General features: G+C 64.5%; 30 protein-coding genes. 19 read left to right on the forward strand and 11 right to left on the reverse strand.

The annotated features are described in order from the left end of the window. The 5 genes from AC3IF1_RS30015 to AC3IF1_RS30035 all read left to right on the forward strand — a co-directional run. Positions 1 to 193: hypothetical protein (locus tag AC3IF1_RS30015; RefSeq protein ID WP_489220744.1), on the forward strand; the 193-nt coding region annotated here is incomplete at its 5' end. A 71-nt stretch (positions 194 to 264) separates the two neighbouring features. After that, positions 265 to 966 carry a response regulator transcription factor CtrA gene (gene ctrA / locus AC3IF1_RS30020; protein ID WP_489220745.1) on the forward strand — a complete coding sequence of 234 codons (702 nt, stop codon included), beginning with the start codon at positions 265 to 267 and terminating at the stop codon, positions 964 to 966. 92 nt (positions 967 to 1,058) lie between these two features. Beyond that, complete coding sequence (locus AC3IF1_RS30025; RefSeq protein WP_489220746.1) at positions 1,059 to 1,577, forward strand: Ros/MucR family transcriptional regulator; 519 nt, start codon at positions 1,059 to 1,061, stop codon at positions 1,575 to 1,577. 183 nt (positions 1,578 to 1,760) lie between these two features. Further along, positions 1,761 to 2,843 (forward strand): catalase family protein, encoded by a 1,083-nt coding sequence (locus AC3IF1_RS30030; RefSeq protein WP_489220747.1) that lies wholly within the window; start codon positions 1,761 to 1,763, stop codon positions 2,841 to 2,843. Between the two features lie 506 nt (positions 2,844 to 3,349). Then, a complete protein-coding gene (locus AC3IF1_RS30035) occupies positions 3,350 to 3,526 on the forward strand; it encodes a hypothetical protein (RefSeq protein ID WP_243967012.1) in 177 nt (58 codons plus the stop codon). A 281-nt stretch (positions 3,527 to 3,807) separates the two neighbouring features. Here the strand turns inward: AC3IF1_RS30035 and AC3IF1_RS30040 are convergent, their stop codons facing one another. After that, entirely contained in the window at positions 3,808 to 4,758 is a 951-nt protein-coding gene (locus AC3IF1_RS30040; protein ID WP_489220748.1) for a site-specific integrase, read from the reverse strand. A 61-nt stretch (positions 4,759 to 4,819) separates the two neighbouring features. Further along, positions 4,820 to 5,497 carry a DUF3102 domain-containing protein gene (locus AC3IF1_RS30045; RefSeq protein ID WP_489220749.1) on the reverse strand — a complete coding sequence of 226 codons (678 nt, stop codon included), beginning with the start codon at positions 5,495 to 5,497 and terminating at the stop codon, positions 4,820 to 4,822. A 204-nt stretch (positions 5,498 to 5,701) separates the two neighbouring features. Here AC3IF1_RS30045 and AC3IF1_RS30050 point away from each other — a divergent pair, with 204 nt between their 5' ends. Continuing rightward, complete coding sequence (locus AC3IF1_RS30050) at positions 5,702 to 6,379, forward strand: nucleotide-binding protein (protein ID WP_489220750.1); 678 nt, start codon at positions 5,702 to 5,704, stop codon at positions 6,377 to 6,379. Positions 6,380 to 6,749: 370 nt separating this feature from the next. Here AC3IF1_RS30050 and AC3IF1_RS30055 read toward each other — a convergent pair whose 3' ends face one another. From AC3IF1_RS30055 to AC3IF1_RS30070, 4 genes are all read right to left on the reverse strand, one after another. Further along, entirely contained in the window at positions 6,750 to 7,259 is a 510-nt protein-coding gene (locus tag AC3IF1_RS30055; RefSeq protein WP_489220751.1) for a DUF4142 domain-containing protein, read from the reverse strand. Between the two features lie 281 nt (positions 7,260 to 7,540). Then, on the reverse strand, positions 7,541 to 8,479 hold the full coding sequence (locus tag AC3IF1_RS30060; RefSeq protein WP_489220752.1) for a molybdopterin-dependent oxidoreductase: 939 nt from the start codon (positions 8,477 to 8,479) through the stop codon (positions 7,541 to 7,543). After that, complete coding sequence (locus tag AC3IF1_RS30065) at positions 8,476 to 9,357, reverse strand: cytochrome b/b6 domain-containing protein (protein WP_489220753.1); 882 nt, start codon at positions 9,355 to 9,357, stop codon at positions 8,476 to 8,478. Before AC3IF1_RS30065 ends, AC3IF1_RS30060 begins: the two co-directional genes overlap by 4 nt. A gap of 85 nt (positions 9,358 to 9,442) precedes the next feature. Further along, positions 9,443 to 9,676 carry a hypothetical protein gene (locus AC3IF1_RS30070; RefSeq protein ID WP_489220754.1) on the reverse strand — a complete coding sequence of 78 codons (234 nt, stop codon included), beginning with the start codon at positions 9,674 to 9,676 and terminating at the stop codon, positions 9,443 to 9,445. Positions 9,677 to 9,984: 308 nt separating this feature from the next. Between AC3IF1_RS30070 and AC3IF1_RS30075 the strand changes: the two genes are divergently transcribed. Both AC3IF1_RS30075 and AC3IF1_RS30080 read left to right on the forward strand, forming a co-directional pair. Next, positions 9,985 to 10,692 (forward strand): ferritin-like domain-containing protein, encoded by a 708-nt coding sequence (locus AC3IF1_RS30075; protein WP_489220755.1) that lies wholly within the window; start codon positions 9,985 to 9,987, stop codon positions 10,690 to 10,692. Between the two features lie 41 nt (positions 10,693 to 10,733). Further along, on the forward strand, positions 10,734 to 11,408 hold the full coding sequence (locus tag AC3IF1_RS30080; RefSeq protein WP_489220756.1) for a ferritin-like domain-containing protein: 675 nt from the start codon (positions 10,734 to 10,736) through the stop codon (positions 11,406 to 11,408). A 370-nt stretch (positions 11,409 to 11,778) separates the two neighbouring features. On the opposite strand, the gene AC3IF1_RS30085 is transcribed toward AC3IF1_RS30080, so the two are convergent. From AC3IF1_RS30085 to AC3IF1_RS30095, 3 genes are all read right to left on the reverse strand, one after another. Next, on the reverse strand, positions 11,779 to 12,180 hold the full coding sequence (locus tag AC3IF1_RS30085; protein ID WP_489220757.1) for a low affinity iron permease family protein: 402 nt from the start codon (positions 12,178 to 12,180) through the stop codon (positions 11,779 to 11,781). A 209-nt stretch (positions 12,181 to 12,389) separates the two neighbouring features. After that, on the reverse strand, positions 12,390 to 12,572 hold the full coding sequence (locus AC3IF1_RS30090; protein WP_489220758.1) for a hypothetical protein: 183 nt from the start codon (positions 12,570 to 12,572) through the stop codon (positions 12,390 to 12,392). Positions 12,573 to 12,631: 59 nt separating this feature from the next. Next, a complete protein-coding gene (locus AC3IF1_RS30095; RefSeq protein ID WP_489220759.1) occupies positions 12,632 to 13,375 on the reverse strand; it encodes a Crp/Fnr family transcriptional regulator in 744 nt (247 codons plus the stop codon). A gap of 274 nt (positions 13,376 to 13,649) precedes the next feature. On the opposite strand from AC3IF1_RS30095, the gene AC3IF1_RS30100 reads away from it, so the two are divergent. The 3 genes from AC3IF1_RS30100 to AC3IF1_RS30110 are packed head-to-tail and all read left to right on the forward strand — an operon-like array spanning position 13,650 to position 14,910. Next, positions 13,650 to 14,363: a Crp/Fnr family transcriptional regulator gene (locus AC3IF1_RS30100; RefSeq protein WP_489220760.1), complete on the forward strand. Its 714-nt coding sequence runs from the start codon at positions 13,650 to 13,652 to the stop codon at positions 14,361 to 14,363. Continuing rightward, complete coding sequence (locus tag AC3IF1_RS30105; protein WP_489220761.1) at positions 14,363 to 14,635, forward strand: DUF6894 family protein; 273 nt, start codon at positions 14,363 to 14,365, stop codon at positions 14,633 to 14,635. The genes AC3IF1_RS30100 and AC3IF1_RS30105 overlap by 1 nt, the downstream gene beginning before the upstream one ends. Next, complete coding sequence (locus AC3IF1_RS30110; protein WP_489220762.1) at positions 14,632 to 14,910, forward strand: hypothetical protein; 279 nt, start codon at positions 14,632 to 14,634, stop codon at positions 14,908 to 14,910. Before AC3IF1_RS30105 ends, AC3IF1_RS30110 begins: the two co-directional genes overlap by 4 nt. Positions 14,911 to 15,053: 143 nt before the next feature. Here the strand turns inward: AC3IF1_RS30110 and AC3IF1_RS30115 are convergent, their stop codons facing one another. Continuing rightward, a complete protein-coding gene (locus tag AC3IF1_RS30115) occupies positions 15,054 to 15,986 on the reverse strand; it encodes an Abi family protein (protein WP_489220763.1) in 933 nt (310 codons plus the stop codon). A gap of 391 nt (positions 15,987 to 16,377) precedes the next feature. After that, a complete protein-coding gene (locus tag AC3IF1_RS30120; RefSeq protein WP_489220764.1) occupies positions 16,378 to 16,623 on the reverse strand; it encodes a helix-turn-helix domain-containing protein in 246 nt (81 codons plus the stop codon). Between the two features lie 109 nt (positions 16,624 to 16,732). Between AC3IF1_RS30120 and AC3IF1_RS30125 the strand changes: the two genes are divergently transcribed. The 8 genes from AC3IF1_RS30125 (at position 16,733) to AC3IF1_RS30160 (ending at position 23,354) form a co-directional block, all read left to right on the forward strand. Then, positions 16,733 to 17,023, forward strand: coding sequence for a hypothetical protein (locus AC3IF1_RS30125; RefSeq protein WP_489220765.1), 291 nt, complete (start codon positions 16,733 to 16,735; stop codon positions 17,021 to 17,023). Positions 17,024 to 17,107: 84 nt separating this feature from the next. After that, positions 17,108 to 17,836 carry a hypothetical protein gene (locus tag AC3IF1_RS30130; RefSeq protein ID WP_489220766.1) on the forward strand — a complete coding sequence of 243 codons (729 nt, stop codon included), beginning with the start codon at positions 17,108 to 17,110 and terminating at the stop codon, positions 17,834 to 17,836. A 58-nt stretch (positions 17,837 to 17,894) separates the two neighbouring features. Further along, complete coding sequence (locus AC3IF1_RS30135) at positions 17,895 to 18,836, forward strand: hypothetical protein (RefSeq protein WP_489220767.1); 942 nt, start codon at positions 17,895 to 17,897, stop codon at positions 18,834 to 18,836. Between the two features lie 65 nt (positions 18,837 to 18,901). Then, positions 18,902 to 20,458: a hypothetical protein gene (locus AC3IF1_RS30140; protein WP_489220768.1), complete on the forward strand. Its 1,557-nt coding sequence runs from the start codon at positions 18,902 to 18,904 to the stop codon at positions 20,456 to 20,458. A gap of 85 nt (positions 20,459 to 20,543) precedes the next feature. Continuing rightward, complete coding sequence (locus tag AC3IF1_RS30145) at positions 20,544 to 20,957, forward strand: hypothetical protein (RefSeq protein WP_489220769.1); 414 nt, start codon at positions 20,544 to 20,546, stop codon at positions 20,955 to 20,957. Next, complete coding sequence (locus AC3IF1_RS30150) at positions 20,957 to 21,232, forward strand: hypothetical protein (RefSeq protein ID WP_489220770.1); 276 nt, start codon at positions 20,957 to 20,959, stop codon at positions 21,230 to 21,232. The genes AC3IF1_RS30145 and AC3IF1_RS30150 overlap by 1 nt, the downstream gene beginning before the upstream one ends. A gap of 63 nt (positions 21,233 to 21,295) precedes the next feature. After that, on the forward strand, positions 21,296 to 22,267 hold the full coding sequence (locus AC3IF1_RS30155; RefSeq protein WP_489220771.1) for an AlbA family DNA-binding domain-containing protein: 972 nt from the start codon (positions 21,296 to 21,298) through the stop codon (positions 22,265 to 22,267). Positions 22,268 to 22,580: 313 nt separating this feature from the next. After that, a complete protein-coding gene (locus tag AC3IF1_RS30160; protein ID WP_489220772.1) occupies positions 22,581 to 23,354 on the forward strand; it encodes a hypothetical protein in 774 nt (257 codons plus the stop codon). Positions 23,355 to 23,383: the final 29 nt, after the last annotated feature.

The raw sequence follows: 23,383 nt of genomic DNA on the forward strand, positions 1-23,383 counted from the left end.
CGACCCGACCGCACTCCTGACGGATCATCCGATCGGCGACGTGGCCGGCGACCTCGCCGCGGCCGACGCGCTCACGAACTGGCAACGCTGGACTGCCCAAGGGAAAGCGACCGTGAACAACGGCGTGCTGTGCCTCACCGGCCCGGAGCTATCCCCTGACGAGTGGGCCGCCCGGTTCGTCACCGGGCACTGAACGGCAAAGCCGCCTGTTAACGGTTCAGTATTGCTGAGAGAGTATGAAGCACCTCAGTTCGAGGTGGTGTCATGCGCGTTCTGCTGATCGAAGATGACGCTACCGTCGCACAGAGCATTGAGTTGATGCTCAAATCGGAAAGCTTCGTCACCTACACCACCGACCTCGGTGAGGAAGGTGTCGACCTCGGCAAGCTCTACGATTACGACATCATCCTCCTCGATCTGAACCTGCCCGACATGTCAGGCTACGAGGTGCTGCGCTCGCTCCGCGTGTCGAAAATTCAGACCCCCGTCCTCGTCCTGTCCGGCATGGCCAGCATCGAGGACAAGGTGAAAGGTTTGGGGTTTGGCGCCGACGACTACCTGACCAAGCCGTTCCACAAGGACGAGCTGATCGCGCGCATCCACGCTATTGTGCGGCGCTCGAAGGGTCATGCTCAGTCCAAAATCACGATCGACGATCTCGTGCTCGACCTCGACGAGAAGATGGCCTCGATCGACGGCAAGCGCATCCCGTTGACGTCGAAGGAGTACCAGATGCTGGAGCTTCTGGGTCTCCGAAAGGGATCGACCATCACCAAGGAGATGTTCCTGAACCATCTCTACGGCGGCATGGATGAGCCCGAGCTGAAGATCATCGACGTTTTCATCTGCAAGCTGCGCAAGAAGCTCGCCAACGCCAGCCAGGGCAAGAACTACATCGAGACCGTCTGGGGCCGCGGCTACGTGCTGCGCGAAGGCGCACCCGAGATGCGAGCGATGGCAAGCTAAAAATCAGCAGGTAGAAGCGAAAAGTCCTAAACGTGCATTGATTTGTTGTGTTCGCTGGCGCAGATGGCTTGCTTCACTCAAGCAGGTGCGCCGTGAACGAGAACACAGGGACGATCGAGGCTGCTGCCACCGATTATTTAGAACTCACGGCTGGCATCGTATCGGCCTACGTGTCCAAGAACTCGGTACGGCCTGCCGACATGACGGAGCTGATCGCCAGTACGCACGCTGCGCTCTCGGGGCTTGGTAATGCCGGCGCACTTGCTGCTCCTGCCACTGAGAAGATCACCCCTGCCCAGATCCGCAAGTCGATCACGCCGGACGCGCTGATCAGCTTCATCGACGGCAAGCCGTACAAGACCCTGAAGCGGCATCTCAGCAAGAGTGGCATGACAATCGATCAGTACCGGGAGCACTTCGGCCTGCCGCGGGACTACCCCTCCACGGCCGCCAGCTACTCGGCGCATCGCTCCGCACTCGCCAAGAGCCTCGGCCTCGGCAGCCAGCGCAAGAAGGCGGCCGCGAAGGCCGCTGAGCCCGTGGCGACCGTCTCCGACAAGCTAAAGCATGCCGGTCGGCCGCGGAAGTCTGAGGGAAGCCCTGAGGCTTGAGGCGTAGGGGGGAGCTGCCTGTTCCCTCCGGCTTGCATCAGCTAGCGTCCGACTACGACGCGATGCTGAATGGTGCATCAGCGCCGTGAAAGTGAGCGCCACGTCTCCAGCCGGAGCGGACGATTAGGAACTTGGCCATGCGCACGGAACTTCATCCAAAGAACCGCGCGTGAGAGCCCAAGAATGAATTACCTGCGCTACACCCATGACATCGAGCAGCCAGCTCCAGACGAGCAGGCGACGATCGACGGCATCATCAAGGGCATGACGCAGCAGTCCGAGACGGTCGAGAAGCGCGAGCACCATGCGGTCCGTGCCAGCCACGCCAAGAGTTCGGCCTGCGTCACCGGCGAGTTCACGATCGCCCCCGGCCTACCGCCGGAACTGGCCCAAGGGCTGTTCTCCAGCCCCGGCCTCCACCCCGTCGCGGTGCGCTTCGCGCAGGGGCCGGGCGAGACACTTGGCGACCGCGTCTCGACCCATCGCGGCATGTCCATCAAGGTGTTCGACGTCCCCGGCGAGAAGCTGCCCGGCCATGCCGTTGATACCCAGGACTTCGTGCTCGCGACTGGTACCACCTTCCCCTCGGGTACGGCGGCGGGCTTCCTGCGCGACGGCACGGTCATCGGCAAGTCCACCGCGCTGCCGGAGGGGGTCAAGAGCGCGGTCTCGTCGACCATGCGCAATCTCAATCGGGTGCTGCACGCGTTCGGGACGGAGAGCGCGTTCGCCGACTTCTTCGGCCATCCGTACAGCCATCCCCTAGCCGACAGTTATTTCAGCCAGGCTCCGATCCGTTTTGGCGACTACGTGGCCAAGCTCGCGGCCGTTCCCACGGCCGAGGCACAGCGCGCCCTATCCGAGTGGCGGCTCGACCCACACGTCGATGAGGACGGTTTCCGCCACGCGGCAATCGACTTCTTCCGCGAGCATGATGTGGTGTTCGAGCTGAAGGCCCAGCTCTGGGCCGATGCCGAGCGCCAACCCATCGAGGACGCCTCGGTCGACTGGCCCGTCGCGGTCAGCCCGTATCGCACGGTCGCGACCCTGCGCCTGCCCCGGCAGGATGCCTACGCGCCGGACCGGGTGCGCTACTTCGACGAGGTCATGACCTTCCGCCCGGCCCATAGCCTCGCGGCGCACCGGCCCCTCGGGTCGGTGATGCGCGCGCGGCTTCAGGTCTATCGGGCGCTCTCCGACTTCCGCCACCGCGAGAACGGCGTGTCCGCCGAGGACACCGCCAGCATCGACCGCATCCCAGCGTGAGGAACTTGCGCGATCAGGCTTCCGAAGTATCGCGAACCATCCCGCTCACATACGCGTTACCGGCGTTCTTCGGCACGGAGGCATCGATGCGTCAGCGCACCCTCGTCACAGCTATCCCTTTCATGCTGCTCTTCTCAGGCGCAGCGTTCGCGCAGGCACCAGCAGCTACCCCACCCGGGACAGCCCCGGGCGCAACTGGCGTAGCCGCACCTCAGCCGGGTTCGACCGGTGCGCCGGGCACCGTGACGGGGACGCCGACCGGGCAGCCGGCTGACACTGTGACGAACAACTCTGCAGCTGGTGGAAATGCCGGCCAGCCGGAGCGGCCCCTGCCCCAGGGTGGCGGCGGCGGCAAATGAGCAGATCGCGGCGCTGATCGAGGTTGAGGCAATCGCCGTCTGTCTACCGTGGTTGCCAATCGCGCAGGATCTGTGACCTTCAAAGAAGACGTCGGGCGGGTCGCTGATCCGCGCGACGACACAGGCATCACGAGGGACGGCATGGTCATGGCTGAGACAGACAAGCCACCGGGCGTGAGCGTCGTGCCGCCGACGGTGCGGATCCCGAACGTCAACGTGCCGGACCCGACGACCGGCAGCGAGCCCGAGAGCAAGGATCCGGTGAAGGATGCCGAGCGCATGCCCGATGATCCGGACAAGGCAGCCGATGACGGCCTGGCTTGATCATGCGCCGCTCTTTCAAGGTTCTCGCCGCTCTGGCTACCCTCGCCTGCCTTCCTAGGGCAGCCGACGCACAGCGCACGTCCGAGTCGCCCGCGAAACCCGCTTCAAGTGCGCCCGCCGGCGAGGAAGCGGCATCTGCGGTTGATCCGGCGGTACTCGACCGCTGCCGACAGCGGGCGGAGGCTCAGAAGCTGAGGGAAGGGCCGGAGCGTAAGGCCTTCATGGGGACTTGCGTCACGCCGGAGGATTGAAGCGCGGCGGCGTCTAGCAAGTCCTGCGTCTCACAGGAACCCGCTCCCCGAGTGTCCTTTGAAGGCGTTGGCCCTGCGAATGTACCCGACCACGGTCCGCGGATCCCGGTGGCCCGACTGATCCATGATGCGGGCGAGATCGGCCCCACGCTCGGCCGCCGTGGTGATGTAGCCAGCCCGCAGCGAGTGCGCCCCGAACGTCGTGGCGTCGAGGCCAGCGGCGGCGCAATACCGCTTGATGATGTCGGCTACGGCCTGCGTTGTGAGGCGAGGCGGCAAACCGGAAACGGTTTCCGTTTTGCGCACGTTGCCCGACCGCGACACCGGCCGGAACACCGGGCCCGCAGTAATCCCGGCAGCGTCCAGCCACTCACGCACCAGCGCCACGGGCCGGATGAACCGCCCGTGCGGGATGGCCTTCTCGAAGCCCCTGCCCTCTTGGTCTACCTTCGACCGGCGGACTAGGACGCGTAAGCCCTCTGGATCTTCGCGCAGGTCCTCGACATCGAGCGCCACCAGTTCGGACCGGCGGAACACGCCCGCGAAGCCAAGCGCCAGCAACGCGCGATCCCGCTTGCCCGTCAGGGTGTCGGGCGTCCGCATCAGGAGAGCAGCCAGGATCTCCGCGGTTGCGGCCGCCTTCTGCGTCGGGGCAACGCCTACCTTGCGCCGGGCGCCCTTCATGGCGGCGCGCACGCCTTCATCATCTGTCGGATCGGCGACGCCGGCCAGCTTGTGTGCGTACCGGATCGCGGCGAGCCTGCGGCCGAGCGTCGAGGCAGCGCGGCGGTCCTCCGCTTCCGAGACGATGAAGCCCGCCACGGCCTCCGGGCTCGCCGGGAGGGACCGGAACCCGTACCGGTCGCACCAAGCCTGGAACACCAGCACATCGCCGCGATAGGCGCGCACCGTCGAGGCGGCTTTGCTGGCCTGCTGATAAGCGCGGACGATCGCGGCCGCTTCCGCGGGCAATGTCTGCATATTATGCAGGGTTCCGACAGGCAAAGTGTCCACGTTGTGTACACTTTCGGCCGAAAGGATTTCAGGCTCCACGGGCCTGCCGCTCCCGTCGCTCTTGAACGTCGCCCAGGGCAAGGGCGATGTCCTCGGGATCGCACTGCTTGAACTTCGGCAGCATCTCCCGAAGTTTGTCTTTCGAGAAATGAGCGGCCAGCATCCCGACGAACCGCTCGGCCGCCTCGGCGCGATCCTGCTTCGTCAAGTTTGGGTTATGCCAAGCCGACTTGATAATGGCGTTCCGCTGCTCGCGGGTGACGAACCCCCGATGGTGCAGCTCACGGGCCGCCCTCTCCTTCCATTCGGGTTTGTCCTTGGTTTCGTCCCAGACGGCATCGAATTCGGTCAACCACGCTTCACCCTCGGGCGGCAGCGGCTTGCGCGCCACGGCCGCGCGCTTCGGTCCCGTCGCCTCGGCCGCTGCCTCGCGCACGCTCAAACCCGCAACGCGTTGCGCTTTTGCCGGGTCGCCTTCGACGTGCCGGGCGATCCGCATGTAGAGCTGCGCCGTCCGCGGCGAGACGGTGGTGTTCAGCCGGAGCCAGGCATCCCAGCCGCCGTGCGGGACCGTGTCCTTTGCATGGGCCAGCAGCCGCCCGCACTCGACGGCGTACCGCGCGCCCTCGCGCTTGGCCGCCTCGACGCCCGCGTGCGCCGCGTTGATCGCACCTGCGATGTTCGACCCTGAAACCCTGCCCGCCATGTCTGTCTCCGACCTGCGCCAAACTTTCGAGAATGACGCTTATCGAAAGTTATAATAGGGGCGTACGGAAGGCAAACGTTTTAAACGGTAAACCTACACCTAAAACTCAACGGTGAACCTTTACGTCATACCTAGAGGTCAAGCTAAACGGTATCTTTGGACCTTAGACCTACACGGTTTAGGAAGCGCGCCGGAGGTGAGTCGATGCGGGTTGTCACGATCTTGGGCTTGAAGGGCGGGAGCACAAAATCCACGCTCACCGCGCATCTAGCGGTGGCCGCGCACCACGCCGGTATCCTGACGGCGATCGTCGATACCGATCCCCAGGCGACGCTCCGGATGTGGTCGACGCGCCGCCAGGCGGAAGGGCCGCCGGTCCGGCCCGAGACGACCCCCGACTTCCTTGAACCAACGCTGCGCGAATTTGAGAAACAGGGCGCCGAGCTTGTGCTGATCGATACGGCGGGCAAGGCCGAGATCATGGGTAAGCGGGCGGCCGAGTTGTCCGACCTCGTGCTGATCCCGTCGCGCACGTCCCTGGCCGACATGGACGCTGTGCCGACCTCGCATGCAATGGCTCAGGGGTTGGGTAAGCCGAACTTCGTCATCTTCACCGACGTGGACGTGAGCGGCGCCAAGAAAGACGTGAAGGAGGCTGCTGCTGGGTTTGTCTCTCGCGGCATCCCGACCGGCCGCGAGCACGGCGCACCGTTCATCTGCCACCGCAAGGGCTACAAGTCCTGCCTGATCGACGGCAGTACGATCCAGGAGATCGAACCGGAGGGGAGGGGCGCCGAGGAGATCGATGCTCTGTTCCGATGGGTGGCGAAGCAGGTGGGCATCAAGGTAAAGCGCAAGCGGACGGAGAAGCAGAATGGCTAAGCGGCCCAGCCTGTCCGCCTCGTTCGTGGTCGGGGAACAGCCGATCCTAGACCCTACACCTCAACCTATAACTCAACCTCAAGCTCAAGGGTTAGATACACCTAAACCTACACCTAAACTCCGTGATCACCGGGAGAACCGGCAGGCGTTCACGGTGTGGCTCGACCGGGATCTCATCGCCAAGGTGCGTGGGCTCTCTCGCGAACTGGTCACGGAGCACGGCCGGGCAGGCAACTCAATCGAAGCGCTCGTCACCCAGGCGCTGAACGAGGTTCTGGCGAAGCACGGGCGATAGGTACGTTTGGAAGGCCGGGCGAGCCGTGATGATATGGCCGCCCGGCCGGTGTACGTCATACCGTCCCGAGCGATCTCAGTTCGTCTTGGCGCCGAGCTCGCCAAGGTGGCGCTGGACGATGCGGTGGGTCTCGGTGGCGAAGGCCTTCAGATCCGGGTTGGTGCCGGACTTGGCCTCCTTGGCGAAGGCGGCGCCGTCCGCGTCGTGGATCGCCTTCATGTCCTTGACGTAGGCGGCATCGAAGGCTGCGCCCGATAGCCCCTTCATCCGGTCGAGCCGACCCTGGAATTCGGTGTTCAGCGTGTCGGGGAACGAGAGGCCAGCGCCCGTGGCGATCGACTTCAGCTTGTCGCCTACAAGGGTGTGATCGTGTGCCTCAGTGTTGCCCTGGTCCTTGATATCCTGTCGGGCGCCCTTGCTCTCAGCGAGTTTGCCAAGCTCGACCTCGTACATCCCACCCTGCGAGACCTTCGCGACGAAGGCTTTGTCCTCATCAGAGACGGTCGCGGCGCGCGCCGCGACGGTACCGGTGAGGGATAGAGCTGCGGCTAAGTAAAGGCGTGCAGTTGATCGGCTATAGGGCATGGGATGAAACTCCTGTTGCCCGCTATAAAACAGGAGAAGAAGTTATACGATGCATCACGCTTCGGTGATGCGGACATCGGATAAGCAGGTCCTCAACGCCAAGATCGGCTACGCGCACGATAGACCGGTAGGCAGATGCCGCGGGCCTCCGACATCAGAGCGGCTGACGGGGAGCGAGCTGGGATGCGGCTGGTCGTCTCGCCCCGGCCTGTTGCATCAGGTTGGCTTACAGACCCTTCTGGCAAGGACCTGATCGCGCAGCTCACGTCCGATTATTCGGCTCAGATGCCAGCATACCAAGCGTAGCCCTGGTCCTCCCAATAGCCGCCCTTGCCTTCGCCGATCTGGGCGAAGCTCTCGACCACTTCGATGCGCATCACGTACTTGGCCTGCTTGTAGCCGAGGTTGCGTTCCACCCGCAGGCGCAGCGGGGCGCCGTTCGAGACGGGAAGCGCCTTGCCGTTCATGTCGTAGGCGAGGATCGTCTGCGGGTGGAACGCGTCGACCAGGTCAAGGCTCTCGTAGTACCGTACCGGCGATCCTCCGCTGGCCGCGGTATCCTCCGGTGCCTGCTGGCCGCCCGAGTCCTTCCTGCTCTCACCGCCACCTGACTGCTTGGTCATAGCTGGGTTGGCGTTGCCAGCAGGCACCTCCTCCTGTGAAGCGCTGTCACCTGCGGTGCCGTCTTCATCACCATCGTCATCGCCACCCTGATCCATGGTGTCGGCGCAGTGAAACACGACGAAGCGGGCTTCTGGCTTCAGCTTGGCCCGGGTTAGGAGTTCGGCGAGCGGAACCCCGGTCCACTTGCCGATGGCGCTCCAGCCCTCGACGCAGTCGTGCCGGGTGATCTGCGTGCGGGCGGGAAGCTGGCGAAGGTCGGCCAGGGACAGTTTGAACGGGGCTTCGACGAGGCCGCCGATCTCCAGGCGGTACTTGGCGAACTTGCCCCTCGCCAGGGCCTTGTAGGCTTTGTCCGGCGGGTCCTCGGTGCCGTTCGGCTTGAACCAGGGCGAGATATCCGCCTCGGCGAATTCAGGGGCCAAGGTCCGCTCGGTCAGGAGCAGGCGCTGGACGAACAGGTTGGCGTCCTCGCCGGTCTTCAGGGTACGCCGGAACCACTCCGCCTCGCCGAGACGGTCGCAGCCGCCCAGCATCGCGGTTCCGGCCGCGGCGGTGGCGCCGAGGAGCAGGGCGCGCCGGCTGGGCTGGCGGCTCACGCGGGGCCTCCCGTCCCGTCAGCGGCAGGCTCGACCTTGCGCTCGATCACGAACCAGCCGGTGAGCATCCCGCGCATGTTGTTCCAGAAGCCTGAGAGCACGACCAGGGCGACGTGGACGATGACGAACAGCACCAGCAGGGCCGCCACGACGAAGTGAACCGTGCGCGCTGACTGCCGTCCGTCGAACAGGGTCAGCAGGAACGGGAACGCGGCGTCCATGGCCGGCGACATCGCTAGGCCGGCAAGCACCTGCACCGGCAGCAGCACGAACAGTACGACGAGGTAGGTAAGCTTCTGGATGACGTTGTAGCGCTTGGCCTCGTCGCCCTGCGGGAAGCGCAGGGTGAGGTGCTCCCAAATCGACGCGCCGAAATGCCTGATTTGGTCACGCTGCGGAACGACGCGGAAGCGCAGCTGCCCGCTGAGCAGGCCGTAGAGCAGGTACAGGCTGCCGTTCAGGACGAAGGCCCAGGCGAAGAAGAAGTGCCAGCTACGGCCGCCGGTGAGGTCCTGGTCGCTCGGCAGGGTCAGCCAGGACGGGAAGCCACGATCCGCGGGCTCGCCGTCGGTTCCAGCGGAGGAGCCGAGCCAGCCGGTCGTGTCGAAGGCGCGACCCAGCACCGTGGTCACGCCCTTGGGCGGGTCGTCCTCGGTCGAGGACATCGCCAGCAGCGGCGCGTCGAAGGTCGATGCCTTGCCCCAGTAAAGGGCTGGATGCGCGTTGAAGATCTGCAAGCCGCTCATCAGCAGGACGAGCAGGCAGAGCGCGTTGACCCAATGGGTGAAACGGATGACGACCGGGTGCCGGAACATCCAGCGCCGACGCTCGATCTCGGCCGTATCGGGTGCGGAGCGTACCAGGTAAGTGCGGGACACGTCGTGAGCCTCCTCGGTCAGTGCGAAGCAGGCTTCGATAGAAGGGCTCCTGTGGGAGCCCTCCCGAATGCTGGACCTAGATACCTCACATGCGGTGCATCATCCGCTTCTTCATCATGTGATGGCGCATCATCCGCTTATGCATCATGCGCTTCTTCATCATCATGCGATCGCCGCGCATCATCTGCACCTGCGTGATGCCAGAATGATCGGCCTGTAAGCTATTGACGGACATAGGGGCTGCCGAGGCAGCGCCGGCGCCGAGGGCGAAGCCGCCGAGCAGCGTAGCGGTCGCTAGGGTCAGCGTTATCTTCTTCATGCGAGATCTCCTTCAGAGCGCGGACTTATCGCCCGCATAGTTCGTGAAAGACCAAAACTACCGCCTAAGTTCCTAAGAGAGAACAATTTCTATCTGATGTGCAGCAAACAGAAATTACACAAAACCAGCCTATACGGATGAGATGGAGCGAAAGTTTCATGCAATGACCAATTTTTTTACATGTATCTATAAATATTGTGCTTGTAGCAGGTTTTGGAATATTTTCTAATCTGTGTTATTGCGATCTTGACCGCACCATCGCAGCCTGTCCTGCGTCGCCACGATTTCGCCGCAAATGGGAGGTCCTCGTGATCCGCTCGGCTCAACCAAAATGCGATACTGAGTATCAGGCCACCGCGAGCCCGCGCCGTGGGCTGCTCAAGGCCGCCGGCATCCTCGTCGCTTCAACAGCCTTCCTGGAGCTGAACCTCGCCGAAGCCTTCGCGCAGCGTGGCGCCACGCTCGCCGGCGGCACGGTCGACCTCGGGCAGGGTGACTTCGCCGTCCTCAACTACGCCTACGCTCTGGAGCAGCTGGAGGCCGCCTTCTACACCCAGGTGCTGCAGCAGCCCTATCGTGGCTTCAACCCCTCTGACGAGCAGAGCCTCACTGGCATCCAGCAACACGAGGTCGCCCATCGCGAGTTCTTCCGCGCCGCGCTCGGCGGCAATGCCATTCCCGACCTCCAGGTCGACTTCGGCCGGGTCAACTTCGCCAGTCGTCAGAGCGTGCTCGGCACCGCCCGCACCTTCGAGGATCTAGGCGTCGCCGCCTACAACGGCGCCGGCCAACTCCTGCGCAACCCCGACTTCCTCGCCAATGCCGGCTCGATCGTCTCGGTGGAGGCGCGCCACGCCGCCACGATCCGCGACATGCTCAACCCTTACAGTGCAGCGTTCGCCGGCAACGATATCGTGGACGGCAATGGCCTCGACCGCGCGCTCGTCCCCTCGCAGGTGCTGCCGAAGGTGGTTCCGTTCGTCCTCACCCCCGTCAGCGCGAGCCAGCTGCCGTGATCGCCCGGCCGACGCTCGCCCCCGCCACAGAGGACGCCACGATGACCGCATCTACGCCTGCCGCTCCCACCCTGATCGAGACGCTCGATCCCGACATGACTGCCCGGATGACCTCGCGCCGAGGCCTGTTCACCCGTGCCGTCGGCACGCTCGGGGCGCTCGCCAGCGCGCCGACGGTGCTCGCCGTCGCCTCCACCGAAGTCTTCGCTCAGGGCCTGCCGGGACAGGTGGTGGACGTGCTCCGGTTCGCCCTGACCCTGGAATACCTGGAGGCGGAGTTCTACCGCACGGCGCTGGCCACGCCTCGCCTGATCCCGGCTCGCTATCGAGCCGTGTTCTCACAGCTCGCCAAGCACGAGGCCGCGCATGTGCGGTTGCTGCAGGGCGCGCTAGGCGCCGCCGCGATCCCGTCTCCGGCCTTCGACTTCACGGCCAAGGGCAAGTACCCGGACGTGTTTTCGAACTTCGACACGTTCACGACGCTGTCGAGCACGTTCGAGGACCTCGGCGTGGCGGCCTACAAGGGTCAGGCTGGCAACCTGCAGGGCACGCCGGTGCTGACGACGGCGCTACAGATCCACTCCGTCGAAGCGCGGCACGCGGCAGAGGTGCGGCGGGTGCGCGGTTATGTCGGTTGGGACGGCGCCTTCGACGCGCCCTTGACCAAGGCAGCGGTGCTGGCTGCAGCTACGCCCTTCTTGGCCGGCGGCGCCTGAGCGATATGGGGCTTACGAAGTGAGGCTGTGGCGGGGCCGCTCGGTGGTCCGCCGCAGCTTGAATTTGAGAGAGCCTGTTCGCCAGCAGGCACGCCGCTTAATGAACGGGGGTGGCCAAACGGTCAGATCTTCGTGTTGATCTCCCGTAGCCGGATATTGCCGACCGCTCGTGCTCCTGCCGCCGTGGCATAGGAGTAGGGTGACTGCTCCGATCGCTGGCCGTCAGCCGAGGTAATGATCCACCGGAAGCATCCCGCATGGGTGGTGCACGGCACTACGCTGACACGGCTGGACCGAGAGGTCAGATACGGCATCGGGGACCGATGATTACGAGCCATTTGCCCTCTACGAGGCGCAAGGCGATCGAGTTTCAGACCCGTTCGTGCTGACTGCAATGAGTTGATCGCCCCGTGATCCGTGAGGCTTGGTCCGAACTTGGGGCGGAAGCCTTGTCCTTCCGGACAAGCTCTAACTCCTCCGCGCTTAGCTCCTCGATCCCGATCAATCGCTCGTCGGTGTCTGCGACGGCTCGAATGAGTTCATCGAGTTTCATCTGGATGGCGGCTGTATCCCAGGCCCCAGCGACCAAGATCACACCGGCCAAGAGCATGGCGGCAATTGACAGGAACAGGTTGAAGACGAGCGCCCAGTGATCGTTGAAGCTGAGGATGAAGCCGGCGCCCAGCCCGGCGGCGACGGTAAAGCAGGTCGTCAAGAAGCCGAGGGGTTTTGAAAGCCACACGGCAAGGCCAATGATCGGACGGTCCAGCATCGATCATTACGCCTTGCCATAGGGGGACTGGGCTGACGGGCTGTGCAGTTGCCCACCGAGAGCAAGTGTAAAACCTGCTACGGTTCAGGCTGTAACAAGGACGTGAGTGCATCCTCTGCCTTGCCCAGCCCCTCCCTGAGCAGGTGTCTAATCCCGCATCGATTACGAGGTTCGCAAGCCTGCGCGATGAATGGCGCAGGTTCGCGACATCAGGCTGTGTGCGCCAGCCGCTGCTCGATCCAGTCCTGTGCCTCGTCGAGATCAGCGAACGCGGGTGGGGTCACGGTGTTCACCCGCCCAAATCCCGCCTCCAGAAACCACTTCCCGGCCTCATCCTCATACTCGTCGGAGAGGCGCACCAGCACTGCCACCAAGGAGCCATCGTGGAACACCAGTCGGCTCTCCTGATCAGCATCCCCAGTCGCGACCTGGATAGGCTGGAGGCGAAGGCTCATACGGCGGCTTGATCTCCCAGATGCAGATACTCGGACTTGAACTCCGCCAGTAGCTTGAGGCGTGGCAGGTCCAGGATCGTCAGGTGCCTCTGCTGAAGTTCAATCAGCCCTTCCGACCGAAGTTCCCGGAGCGAGCGGTTCACGTGCACGCTCGTCTGCCCCGTCGTGTCAGCGAGATCCTGTTGAGTAAGGGGTAGCTCGAAGCGGTTCCCGTCTGCCCGGCCGATTGCTCGCAAGCGCAGGTGCACCTCGCAGAACAGGTGCGCGAGCTGCTCCACGGTCGTGCGGCGGCCGACGTTCGACAGCCACTCGCGCAGGGTCGCCTCGTCCACCAGCTTAGACTTCCGCAGTGCGGCCGCGACGGCCGGACGTTGCAACAGGTCCCAGATCGTATCGGCCGCAATCCGCGCGACCCTGCAGGCCGACAGCGTACAGATCGAATGATCCATGGCTCTGAGCAGTGCCCCGTCCACGTCGCCCGCATCGCCAGGAATGAGGTAAGCCACGATCTGCCGCGTGCCGTTTCCCCGTAGCTTGTAGCGACAGGCGAAACCGTCCAGGATCAAGAACATGCCATCCGGCGGCTCGCCCTCGCGGATCAGATCCGTTCCAGCTGAGACAACCTGCGGGTTCTCGCTGATCTTCAGCAGCGCGGCTCGGTCCGCCTCCGGCAGCGGTACGAAGCCCTCCAGTTTGCGCAGGAATGGATTACCCGCAGCCTCAAGCTTGCTGTCCGCCATGATCCCCCGCGCCCTCCCGTGAGCCAGTCGGCTCATCGTGGTTCCCGTCATATGTTGGGACCGCACTTAGCTTAGGTTAGCTCGCGCGCAACCCGGTTCGGTTCCCCGGTGTGAAAGCCGACGTTCGGAGCTTTGTCGGAGATCACACGCAACGCTCGGCAGCATTGCCCCTGCTGTGACGCGGCAGTAGGCCGGTCGCACCGTTTGCACACTGTTCGGGGCGTGGGCGGCTGGGAGACGCGACCGTGCTCTTGCCTCGACGTAGGAAAGAGCCGTGGACCAGCCTCAACGGTCGAGTATCAGCAACCGTCTCCTGAAGATGCTGTCGGATGAGGATTTCACCCGGCTCGCTCCACACCTGCATCTCGTGGAACTGCCACTACAACACATGTTGATCGAAGCCAGCCAGCCGGTGGAGCACCTCTACTTCATCGAGAGCGGCATATCATCGATCACCACCGAGGGCTCGTTGGGTAGGGTCGAGATCGGCATCGTCGGCCGCGAAGGTGTGTCCGGTGCCGTGCCGGTGCTGACCGGCGGCGACCGCATCCCGAATGACCAGTACATGCAGCTACCCGGCGAGGGATACCGCATCGACGCGGACGTGCTGAGCGCGGCGGTCGAGGAGAGCCGCTCGTTGCTTCGGCTTCTGCTGCGGTACGTGCAGGTGGAGTTCGTGCAGGTGCGCCAGACCGCCTACGTCAACGCCACCTACACGATCGAGACCCGCCTCGCGCGCTGGCTACTGATGTGCCACGACCGGGTGGACGGCGACGAACTGCGGGTCAAGCACGAGTTCCTATCGATGATGCTCGGCGTTCAGCGCTCTGGCGTGACGCTGGCGTTGCAGAACCTGGAAGGCGGCCGCTGCATCCAGGCTCGGCGCGGGCGCATCACGGTGCTCGACCGCGAGCTTCTGGAGACGGTGGCCGATGGCAGCTACGGCCCGCCCGAGGCCGAGTACGCGCGGTTGATCGAGGGTGCCTGATGCCGCGCTACTTCCTCAACCTGCGCTACGGCCGGGACAAGCTGGCGATCGATCCGGAGGGCGAGGAGCTACCCGATCTGGACGCGGCGCGGTCACGAGCGCTGGAGGCGGCGCGGGATCTGATCGCGCGTACACGCTCGTACAGCGTGCGGGACTGGTTCACCTGCACCTTCGAGATCGTGGACACGGCGGGACACTCAGTACTCACGGTGCCGTTCAGCGACACCGTTCTAGACGTGGAGGACAGCGACACCGAGGCCACTTCGACGTGACGAGCCCGTCTCCGACCTACGAGTCATCCTCTCAAATCTGCGACGTGAAGATCGAAGGAGACTGGCGCCCGGTCAGCCTCGATGAGGCGGTAAGCCGCTATGCTCTGGCCGTGCAGTGCTGCCCGGCTTGCAATGGACGCGCGTCGATCAACGGCTCCTACAGCGGTCTCGGCTTCGGCAAGACGATCACGCGCCGGAGAGCACACGGTGGCTGCCCGCCCAAGCCGGAGACGTTCTCCGGCGCACCATTGTCTCATCCGCAGGCACTTACCTGACTTCCAGCTCGGCCCCGCCGCCCAATCTGATCACGGGCTGGCGGGGGAGGTCGTCAATCTCACCGGCGTTCCGGCAGGATGACTGCTTGGGGTTGAGAGAGGGTGAACGGTCTCTTGGCAGATCGCTTGTCAGGATTTGAGCGTCAATGAATGTTCCAAGGCGGCATCTCGCGCCAGTTGTCGGGAAACCCCATTGCTTGCAGCGGTACGCTGGGGCGTCCGTCAATCAGTTGTTCGAGGCGCGAAGCCCATGGAGACGAGCTATCGATCAAATTTGTTAAATGCCAGGTCATTCCACAGATGGCGAAAAGTCTATCTTGTCCATAGGTGGGCCAATGTGGTGCATAAACGCGTGGGACCTTCGGCTTGATAGTGAAAACTCTGTTCCAAATACGATTGTGGTGTGCACAAACATTTCTAGCAAACGATAAAGAATGAAGCCAGCTTTCCATAACGTCATGCTGCAAATTAAACTTTGACGATACAGCTTGTCGTATGCTGCCTTTTGAATATTTGTATATCTTTGATATTGAGCCAAAAGACATGATTTCAGTCATCATCCAAGACGGCGGGTATGGCTGGGAATATTTATTCATAAACTGGTTTATAAAAATATGCTGATGTGGCAGGTTTCTATTACCAACGCAGCTATCAAGAACCTCAATGATCGAACGGTGAGAGCCGCGATCGAAGTTCGACGGCTCGCACAACCAAAACGGCCCGTGGACCTGCGCGCCGGCATCGGACAGGGTAGCTTTCACTGCTACCTCGACCCGTTCGAACGCTCGGGTGAATAACGCTCTTAGGCGACGGTCAAAATTGTAGACTTCAACCAACTGCTCGAATGATATGCCAGGGGCAAAACGCTCCCGCTTAGGGTCGGCTGGATCAGTATAATATCTGTAATATCCTGAAAGCCGATAGTATCCGATAAACTGCAGAAAGTATTTTGCTTTTTCTGCGTCTGTGATTTCTAAGCCGCGCTGTTTAAGTAGATCAAGCTGCGCGTCTAGTGTAATCGCTGGTTTTAAAAAATCTATTTTAGACAAAAAGAAACCCCCCTGAGGCGCTTCCATGGAGAGGCGTGGGGGGTGTTATTACCACCGATAATTGACGCCACCTCGCCCTGAGTCAAGAGGAGGTTACGCACAATTAGTCACGAAAATCACGTAGCTCATAGGCGCAGTTAACGATTTTTGCGCCTTTGCCCTGTGGCCGCAGGTCGCCATGTGGGGCGCGAGCACCCCGCAGAGCCTGCATCGGGCGTTTAGCTGCGCGAAGCTGCGGACTAGTGCCTACCCCTTCCGCTCCCGGAACCGGATCCCGGCCCCGCCGCCGTTCTCGGTGATGAACTCCAGGCCGGCGATCACGGCACTAACCCCGCGAGCCCGATGATTGCCAGGGCCGTGACGATCGCGGTGAAGCCCGCCATCGAGACCGTGCCGCCGATGCGGCTCCAGCGCGGGCTCACGGTTCAGCCTTCCGCCGTAGCTTCACGCCCGGCTCGCCGTGGTTCAGGAACTCAACGCCTTCGGTCTCAAGAACGCGCATCACGGCCTGCACCTTGTCGAGACCGCTCACGAGACCGGCCGCGCCCCGCTTTTCCATTGCGCCGATCGTGTTGATATTCACCCCCGCCCGGTCCGCCAGCGTCCCTTGATCCATCCCGACGAGCGCGCGAGCCGCCCGCAGTTGGTTCCCCGTGGTCAACATCGCTGCTTCGATCCTGCCTGACTAGGATTTTTTCATAGTAGACTATTGACGGCACGAGCGGAAGGGCTCATACCTGACTAGGAATTAGACCTAGTAGACCGGGTTTGCAATGCCCCACCGCACCGTCTCCTGGACCCGCCTTTCCCGCAGCCTGCACGACAGCAAGCCGGTAATCCCCGCCGGCCTGCTCAGCGCCCGCGCCCTGATCCAGTTCGGCGCTCGCACCCGTCCCCTCGCCGCCGCCGGCCAGTACGACCGCGCGGCGATCATGGCCGCCGCCTGCAAGGCTGCCACCGGCATTCAGGAGCGCTGCGGCGTCTCCCGCCGCGAGGCGATGTCCTCCGCCCTCAAGGCCGCCTGGCAGGTCGCCAAGGCCGCCCGCCGCGCCGCCGCTCACTGATCCCCTGACCGCGCCGGGCTGATCCGCCCCGGCGCCTCCCCTCACCGCCAAGCCGACCCACGCGAGCCCTCTGGAGCCCGAACGATGACCTGTGCCCTTATCGCTGCCGCCGCCGCCCAGACCATCTACTTCGAGCAGGATGGCGCCTTCTTCGCCTACCGCGACCGGCCGTTCTATCAGACCGCCTTCGACGCCATGGCCGACGACGGCATGTCGCTGCGGGTGTGCCCGTCGTTCACCTGCGAAGCCCCGTTCGGCGTGACCGACTTCGACATGGCGGGCGCCGAAAGGGCCGCCGCTTGGTTCGTGGGTGAGTGTGAGCGCGCCGGTTTCGATGCTCAGCGGGCCCCGTCCTACGACCTGCAGCCGATATACCCGACCCATCCCGAGTGCGAGGCGGCCGACCTCACCGCAACGGCGGATCTCGATTGCGGTGAGATGAGCGTCGCGCAGTTCGCCGCGATGCGCCTGCCTACCCCCGCTGCCGTCGCCATGATGATCCCGCAGCAGTGCCAGCAGCAGCAAGCCCACGCCGTCCGCATCCCCGATTTCTCGCAGCCCGCCCCGGTCCGGCGCGCCACCGCGCCGCGCGCCCCCGCCCGCCGTCAGCTCCCCGTCGATCGCCGCTATCGCAACCTGCCCGACGAGCCGATCCCGGGCGAGATCGAGCCGTGGGAAGCCGTGACGCCTGTCCGCCCCGACACGTCGCACAGCCGGTCCCTGCGCTTCCTCGACGTCGGCGCCGAGCTGCTGGCCGCCTTCGCGATCATCGGTGGCGGCATGGTCCTGACCGGCCTCGCCACCCTGCTCTGACCCGACTCGCACCCCGAGCGGGCCGGTCGCCCGCGCCACTCTCCTCGAGGATCCCGCGATGTCCTTCCGTGCCTCTCTAAAGAACCTGATCCGCCGTAGCCCCGTCACCGCCCTGCATAAGCGTTCGGCCGAGCTGCACGGCAGCCTAACCGGCCAGACCCGCCGGACCGTCGTCGCCAGCACGGTGGCCGCCTCCGTCTCGCTACCGGCGCTCGCCGCCACCGCGGCATCGGCCGCCTCATCCGACCTCGCCCGCGCATGTGATGCTGCTGTGGCTCATCTGGCTTGGATCAACGACACCGCAGCCCCGGACGACCACTGGCCGGACGACCGGTTAGAGGCTGAGCTAAGCAAGATCGACGACGTGCTGTGGCGGGTCGCCGACGAGCCCGCGGTCGGCCTCGATGACCTCGCGGCCAAAGCCCGCATCCTCATCGCCAGCGACGGCGAGGTGCTGAGCTTGAGCGACACCGCCGACGACCGCGCGATGGTGACGGTCCTACGCGAAGTCGCCGTGCTCATTCCCGGCCGCGCCTTACCGCCCGCACCGATGCCTGTGCGCCCCTCCGAGCGCGCCGAGCACCGCGCCCGCCTGCTGGCCGCCTATGCCGAGGACCGAGCCCGGCGCCCGATCAGCAATACCGCGGGGTTCGGCACCGTCGAGGAGCGCGCCGCGGATCTTGTTGGGCAACGCCTCTGGCTCACAGCCCGGGAAGTTCTCGCCCTGTCGCCACCCGCCACCACTGAGGGTCTCGCTCTCGCGGCGCTGGCCGCTGCGATCCTGGCAGAGGCCGAATACACCAACGATGACCCGGCCATCACCGCCGCGGTCGGGCTGACGCGTGCCGTTCTAGCGCTCACCGGCACCCCTCTTCCCGATGGCTTCGTGGGCTTCGGCGATGAGCCGGACCACGAGGACCGGGACGAAGCCATCTACACCGGTGCCGGCTCCCTACCGGCATGGGCCATCGCCCAAGCCAAGGCCGAACACGCCGCCTGACGCCGCCACCGCGCGGCGCCACCCTGCCGCGTCTCCTGTCATCCTGTGATCCCCGGAGGCCGCCCGTGCCCTCTCTCAAGCTGTCCAGCCTGTTCCGCCGAGACCCGTCCCACCAGGCCCTCAAGGAGCGCGCCGCCGCCACGGCGAGCCGCACCGCCGCGTTCAAGCCGGTCGTTCCCGACGCGGCCCCCGTTCAGCGCGCGCCCCTCGCCCAGGCATGCGACCAAGCCGCGATCGACTGGAACGCCATCCCGTCGTTGAGCCAGGCCAATGACTGGGGCGACGAACAGCTCGACGTTGCGCTGGACGACTACAACGCTGTGTTTCTGCGGGCGATCAACGAGCCCTCCCGAAGCATGGCGGACGTGCAGGCGAAGGCGCGCCTCGTGCTTCACGACATCATGGCGCATACCATCGGGGACGCGGCGGAAGACGAAGCCAAGCTGACCGTCGATAGGCGGCTGACGCGCGTGGTCCTGCGCGAGATCGCCAATCTGTCCAGCAGCACGGCTCTGACGTCTCCGGCCGATCCGACCGACTGGCACAGCCCACCGCCGGGGTTCATGGCCTACCCAGCGGATGACCCGCAGTGCTTCGTCATCGTCCGGGAGGGCTTACGCCTGGAGCTGGAGCGCCTGCACCGGATCGCGCTGGCCGAGTACGCCCGCAAGGTCGGGCCAGACGCCACGGAAGCGAAGCGCAACCGCGTCCGCCGCGAGCTGCGCCTTGCTGTGTTCGAGTCCGCTTCCCCGAACGGCGATGCCGAGATCCTAGTGCTCGGTATGGACCTCGACGCCGTGCATGCCCGCTGGCGTGCCGCCGCACCTGCTTATTGGGCTGCTCAGAAGCATGTCGCCCAGGCACGCGAGAGGGCCAAGGCGCACGGAGGATCGGTCACGCGAGCCACCGAAGCCGCCTGGAGCGTGCCGGGGATCGGCGAGGCCAGCGACCTGTTTGACGAGATCGGCAGCGAACTGGAGCGCATCAGCAAAGCCATCTGGCGCACGCCGGCGCGGACGCCGCTCGGCCTCGCCGTGAAGGCGCGCGCAACCCTCGTCATGGTGTTCTTGTCGGGCCAGTACGAGCGCGACAGTCACTTTGGGGAAGACGAGGATCTGACGGAGCAGGCCACTCGCGCGCTGATCGAGGCGTGCTGTGCGCTGGCGGGTGTGGACTGGAAAGGCATGCCGATCGGAGAGGACGAAGCGTCTACGTCCACGCCACAGTCGGAGTTCGAGGCTGACTGCGCGTGGGCCAAGGCGCAGGCTGCCGCGGTCGACCTGTCCGGGCTGTCGATGCTTCAGCTCGCCAAACTCTTCGAGAACTTCGTCAAGGCGGCTGACGACTGGCTCAATTTGGATGGGGAGCCATGGCTTGAGAAGAGCCCAAACAGCTCCTTCCGCGCCCCGAACGCCGCCGGGCGTTTGATCGACCGCGAACAGAACCGAGCGGCGTGGATCCGCGACCGCATCGCCAAGGAAATGCAGGAGCAGACGCCTCTCACCGACACCGAACGCAATCGCCGGCTTGAGGCGCTGATCCGGTACGAGCTGCTTTGCGAGGGCGGCCTTCACAACGCCCCCGAGCTGCGGGCCGAGATCGCCAAGGCGTGGGGCGGCTGACCGCCTGCCTCTTCCTGTCGCCGTGCGTACCGCCCCGGCCGGATCCCGCCGGGCTTCCCCTTCATCGCGACCCGAGACCATCACCATGGGCGAACTGCTCACCTTCACCCCGCGTCCGAAACCGGCCGCTCCGGAGATCCCGAAGCCGCTGACCGGACCCACACTCCGCGCCAGCCTAGAGGAAGCGGCACAGATCGCCCTCGACGCGGCGGACCGCATCATCGCCGTGCTCGACCGTATGGACGGCGATGCCGACCACGAGGATGGCGGGGACGCTGAGCCGTCCCTGGCCGCCCCGGAGAACACCGCCGGCTCGCAGGTAGTCTACATGCGGGGCAGCGACCGGGACGGCGAGGCCGAGGCGCCCGAGCCCGTGCTGCCGGAGGTGGCGGCCGAGCTGCTGCCCGAGGCGCAGATCCTGCCGTGGCGCGGCCGCGGGAATGTCATCGCGGCGGCCGGCGTGGCGCTCCTCGACCTGCTGAACCGGGAGCGCGCTTGATGCCGACCGCGCTCCCAATCCGGCCGGCGTCTGAGCGGCGCCTGTCCTGGCGTCAGACCGTCCGGTTTCTCGCCCTGGTGGCGCGCGTGCGCTGGCTCGACATGCGCGCCCATGCCCTCGTCGGCCATGGCGCGGGCTTCTCGGACGACCGGCTGCTGCGCCTGATGCGGAAGTGGCTCGCCTGCCACGAGGCTATCGCCGCCCTGCTGCCGGGCGTTCCCGAGCCCGAGCACGTCAGGGAGGTTCGGGCGATCCTGCGCGGACCGCCTCGCTAGCCAGACTGGAGCGGCAGAGACACCACCGCCCCTGTCGTGCCAGCATAGAAGCCTGGAGGCTACATGCGCGAACTTTTTAACCGACTGAGCGATGAAGGCGAACCGGGTATCCAGCGTCTGATTGCCGACCGAATGCAGGAAGGCGTGCAACTCGATTTTAAACAAAAGGGCGATCCCAAGAAGGGCGGCTTTGACAATAATGACAAGAAGATCCTAGCTAAGGCCGTGTCTGGCTTTGCAAACTCTGCCGGCGGACTTCTAGTCTGGGGCGTGAACGCAGAGAAGGGGCAGGACGGCATCGACTGCGCACAAGCTCCGGCCGCTCCAATAGCTCAGATTGAGCTATTCCTGTCTGAAGCCACAACTCTCGTTGGCCAACTTATTCAACCGCGCCACGACGGCATTCATCTCTGCACGATCCCGTCGGCATCAGCGCCGGGTGCGGGCTACCTATTGATCTACGTTGAACGTTCAGAGCGTCGCCCTCATCGCTCAGAAGCGAGTGGGCAAAAGCAATACTTTAAGCGTGCCGGCGACAGTTTCTTTGAAATGGAGCACTACGACATTGAAGATGCGTTCAAGCGCGTGGCAGTCCCTGATTTGCAGCTAGCGTGGCGGCTTGACATTATCTCGACGAATGGCGCCGGTGATCAAACATCCGAACTTGTCCTTCAACTCAATAATATATCCGAGGTGACGGCTAAATACTCTTATTTATACTTTAAAGGACCTATCTTCGGCGACGTGCGGTCAGAGCCGCGCTTTGACTATCGGCGAAGTCAAGAAGGGGAATGGCTTTGCTTCCATGCCGGCGCCAATCAGGTGATAAATCCTGGAACAAGCTCATCTGTAGTCGAGATAAGATCTGGCATCGTCCTGCGCCCATTCGGCTTGTTCGAGTGGAACAACGCTCGCGAAGGCCAATACCTCGATTTAGAGTACCGCCTAGGCTGTGAGAACACCCGTCAACGAACTGGCAGGTTCATCCTCCCGATCGAAGGGCTGGCGGCGCGATCAGGCGTAGCTACTGGGTAGAGCGCCCCTGCGCCCCTCCCCCAACGTTGACTTAACCGTGCCGCCCGGCCGACATGGACCGTTCCGGCTGCACCCGCCCAGGCGAGTCGCAGCCACCGTCAGGAGAGCAACCGCTGCGGATCTGAGACCCTGAAAAGCCAACGGGCCCACCCCTGCGAAGGGTGAGCCCGTCGAAAACCTGGGGCCTTGTGGGGCCGGTCTGATCACCCCCCACAAGCCATAGCTCCCACCCGGGAGTCAAGACGGAACCTGTTTCCGTCAACGGGAAGGCTTTGCCTGGACCCTAGCCGCGGCCCGTGAGGGACCGGGTTCGATGTTTCACGCCACCATGCGGTCGGCGATCGAGGGCGCGCGCACGCTCGCGCAGCTCGACAGCCTGTCGCGCACCATCTGGCAGGCTCACGCCGCCGAGACCGTCACCGACGACGAGGCGCAGGGGTTGGCCGAAGCGCTGCACACTCGCAGGAGTGCGGTGCGTGAGTCCGTGGCGCCCGTCGGCATTCCGCTCGGCCGCGTGACGCTGTTCCCGCCGAGGCGCCCCCAGCGGGCTCCTGAGCGATCCGTAGCCATCGAGCGCCGCCGCCGACTGGCCTTCTCCGGCCCGATGCCGCCCGCGCTCGGATCCCGGTTCACCACCGGGCAGCTCGCGGTCCTGCGGATCGTGGGGGACGAGATGGTCCGGAACGGCGCCTGTGGACTGTGCGTCGACGCCATCGCCGCCCGGGCGGGCGTCTGCCGCCGGCTGGCGCAGGCCGCGATCCGGCTGGCCGAGGGTGACGGCCTACTGACCATCCAGGAGCGCCGCCACCAGGGCCGGAGGAACGAGCCGAACGTGGTCCGCATCATCTCGCGTGAGTGGCTTCAGTGGCTCCGACGGAGAGGGCAAATGCGAAACGGTTTCGCATTCAGCGCGACGGGGCCGGCCGCCTCCGCAAGCATAGGGTGCAAACCGATTCACCCCACGGATAAGGGAGATCCACAGAGGCAGGTTGTGGATACGGCATCGAAGAAGGGCTGCCGACGAGCGGCGGGCGACACTGACCGATCAGACCGTGCGAGAATCCGCGCGGGTGGTAGCGCGGGTTGAGCCATGCCGTGGCATCATACGGGCGGACG

This window comes from Methylobacterium sp. E-012 (genome assembly GCF_057836545.1).

What these genes read in the sequence shown, in the direction of transcription:
- ctrA (WP_489220745.1), top strand. Translation starts at nt 265, where the DNA reads ATGCGCGTTCTGCTGATCGAAGATGACGCTACCGTCGCACAGAGCATT.
- AC3IF1_RS30030 (WP_489220747.1), top strand. Translation starts at nt 1,761, where the DNA reads ATGAATTACCTGCGCTACACCCATGACATCGAGCAGCCAGCTCCAGAC.
- AC3IF1_RS30035 (WP_243967012.1), top strand. Translation starts at nt 3,350, where the DNA reads ATGGCTGAGACAGACAAGCCACCGGGCGTGAGCGTCGTGCCGCCGACG.
- AC3IF1_RS30040 (WP_489220748.1), bottom strand. Translation starts at nt 4,758, where the DNA reads ATGCAGACATTGCCCGCGGAAGCGGCCGCGATCGTCCGCGCTTATCAG.
- AC3IF1_RS30045 (WP_489220749.1), bottom strand. Translation starts at nt 5,497, where the DNA reads ATGGCGGGCAGGGTTTCAGGGTCGAACATCGCAGGTGCGATCAACGCG.
- AC3IF1_RS30050 (WP_489220750.1), top strand. Translation starts at nt 5,702, where the DNA reads ATGCGGGTTGTCACGATCTTGGGCTTGAAGGGCGGGAGCACAAAATCC.
- AC3IF1_RS30055 (WP_489220751.1), bottom strand. Translation starts at nt 7,259, where the DNA reads ATGCCCTATAGCCGATCAACTGCACGCCTTTACTTAGCCGCAGCTCTA.
- AC3IF1_RS30070 (WP_489220754.1), bottom strand. Translation starts at nt 9,676, where the DNA reads ATGAAGAAGATAACGCTGACCCTAGCGACCGCTACGCTGCTCGGCGGC.
- AC3IF1_RS30080 (WP_489220756.1), top strand. Translation starts at nt 10,734, where the DNA reads ATGACCGCATCTACGCCTGCCGCTCCCACCCTGATCGAGACGCTCGAT.
- AC3IF1_RS30085 (WP_489220757.1), bottom strand. Translation starts at nt 12,180, where the DNA reads ATGCTGGACCGTCCGATCATTGGCCTTGCCGTGTGGCTTTCAAAACCC.
- AC3IF1_RS30095 (WP_489220759.1), bottom strand. Translation starts at nt 13,375, where the DNA reads ATGGCGGACAGCAAGCTTGAGGCTGCGGGTAATCCATTCCTGCGCAAA.
- AC3IF1_RS30105 (WP_489220761.1), top strand. Translation starts at nt 14,363, where the DNA reads ATGCCGCGCTACTTCCTCAACCTGCGCTACGGCCGGGACAAGCTGGCG.
- AC3IF1_RS30115 (WP_489220763.1), bottom strand. Translation starts at nt 15,986, where the DNA reads ATGGAAGCGCCTCAGGGGGGTTTCTTTTTGTCTAAAATAGATTTTTTA.
- AC3IF1_RS30120 (WP_489220764.1), bottom strand. Translation starts at nt 16,623, where the DNA reads ATGTTGACCACGGGGAACCAACTGCGGGCGGCTCGCGCGCTCGTCGGG.
- AC3IF1_RS30125 (WP_489220765.1), top strand. Translation starts at nt 16,733, where the DNA reads ATGCCCCACCGCACCGTCTCCTGGACCCGCCTTTCCCGCAGCCTGCAC.
- AC3IF1_RS30130 (WP_489220766.1), top strand. Translation starts at nt 17,108, where the DNA reads ATGACCTGTGCCCTTATCGCTGCCGCCGCCGCCCAGACCATCTACTTC.
- AC3IF1_RS30135 (WP_489220767.1), top strand. Translation starts at nt 17,895, where the DNA reads ATGTCCTTCCGTGCCTCTCTAAAGAACCTGATCCGCCGTAGCCCCGTC.
- AC3IF1_RS30145 (WP_489220769.1), top strand. Translation starts at nt 20,544, where the DNA reads ATGGGCGAACTGCTCACCTTCACCCCGCGTCCGAAACCGGCCGCTCCG.
- AC3IF1_RS30150 (WP_489220770.1), top strand. Translation starts at nt 20,957, where the DNA reads ATGCCGACCGCGCTCCCAATCCGGCCGGCGTCTGAGCGGCGCCTGTCC.
- AC3IF1_RS30155 (WP_489220771.1), top strand. Translation starts at nt 21,296, where the DNA reads ATGCGCGAACTTTTTAACCGACTGAGCGATGAAGGCGAACCGGGTATC.
- AC3IF1_RS30160 (WP_489220772.1), top strand. Translation starts at nt 22,581, where the DNA reads ATGTTTCACGCCACCATGCGGTCGGCGATCGAGGGCGCGCGCACGCTC.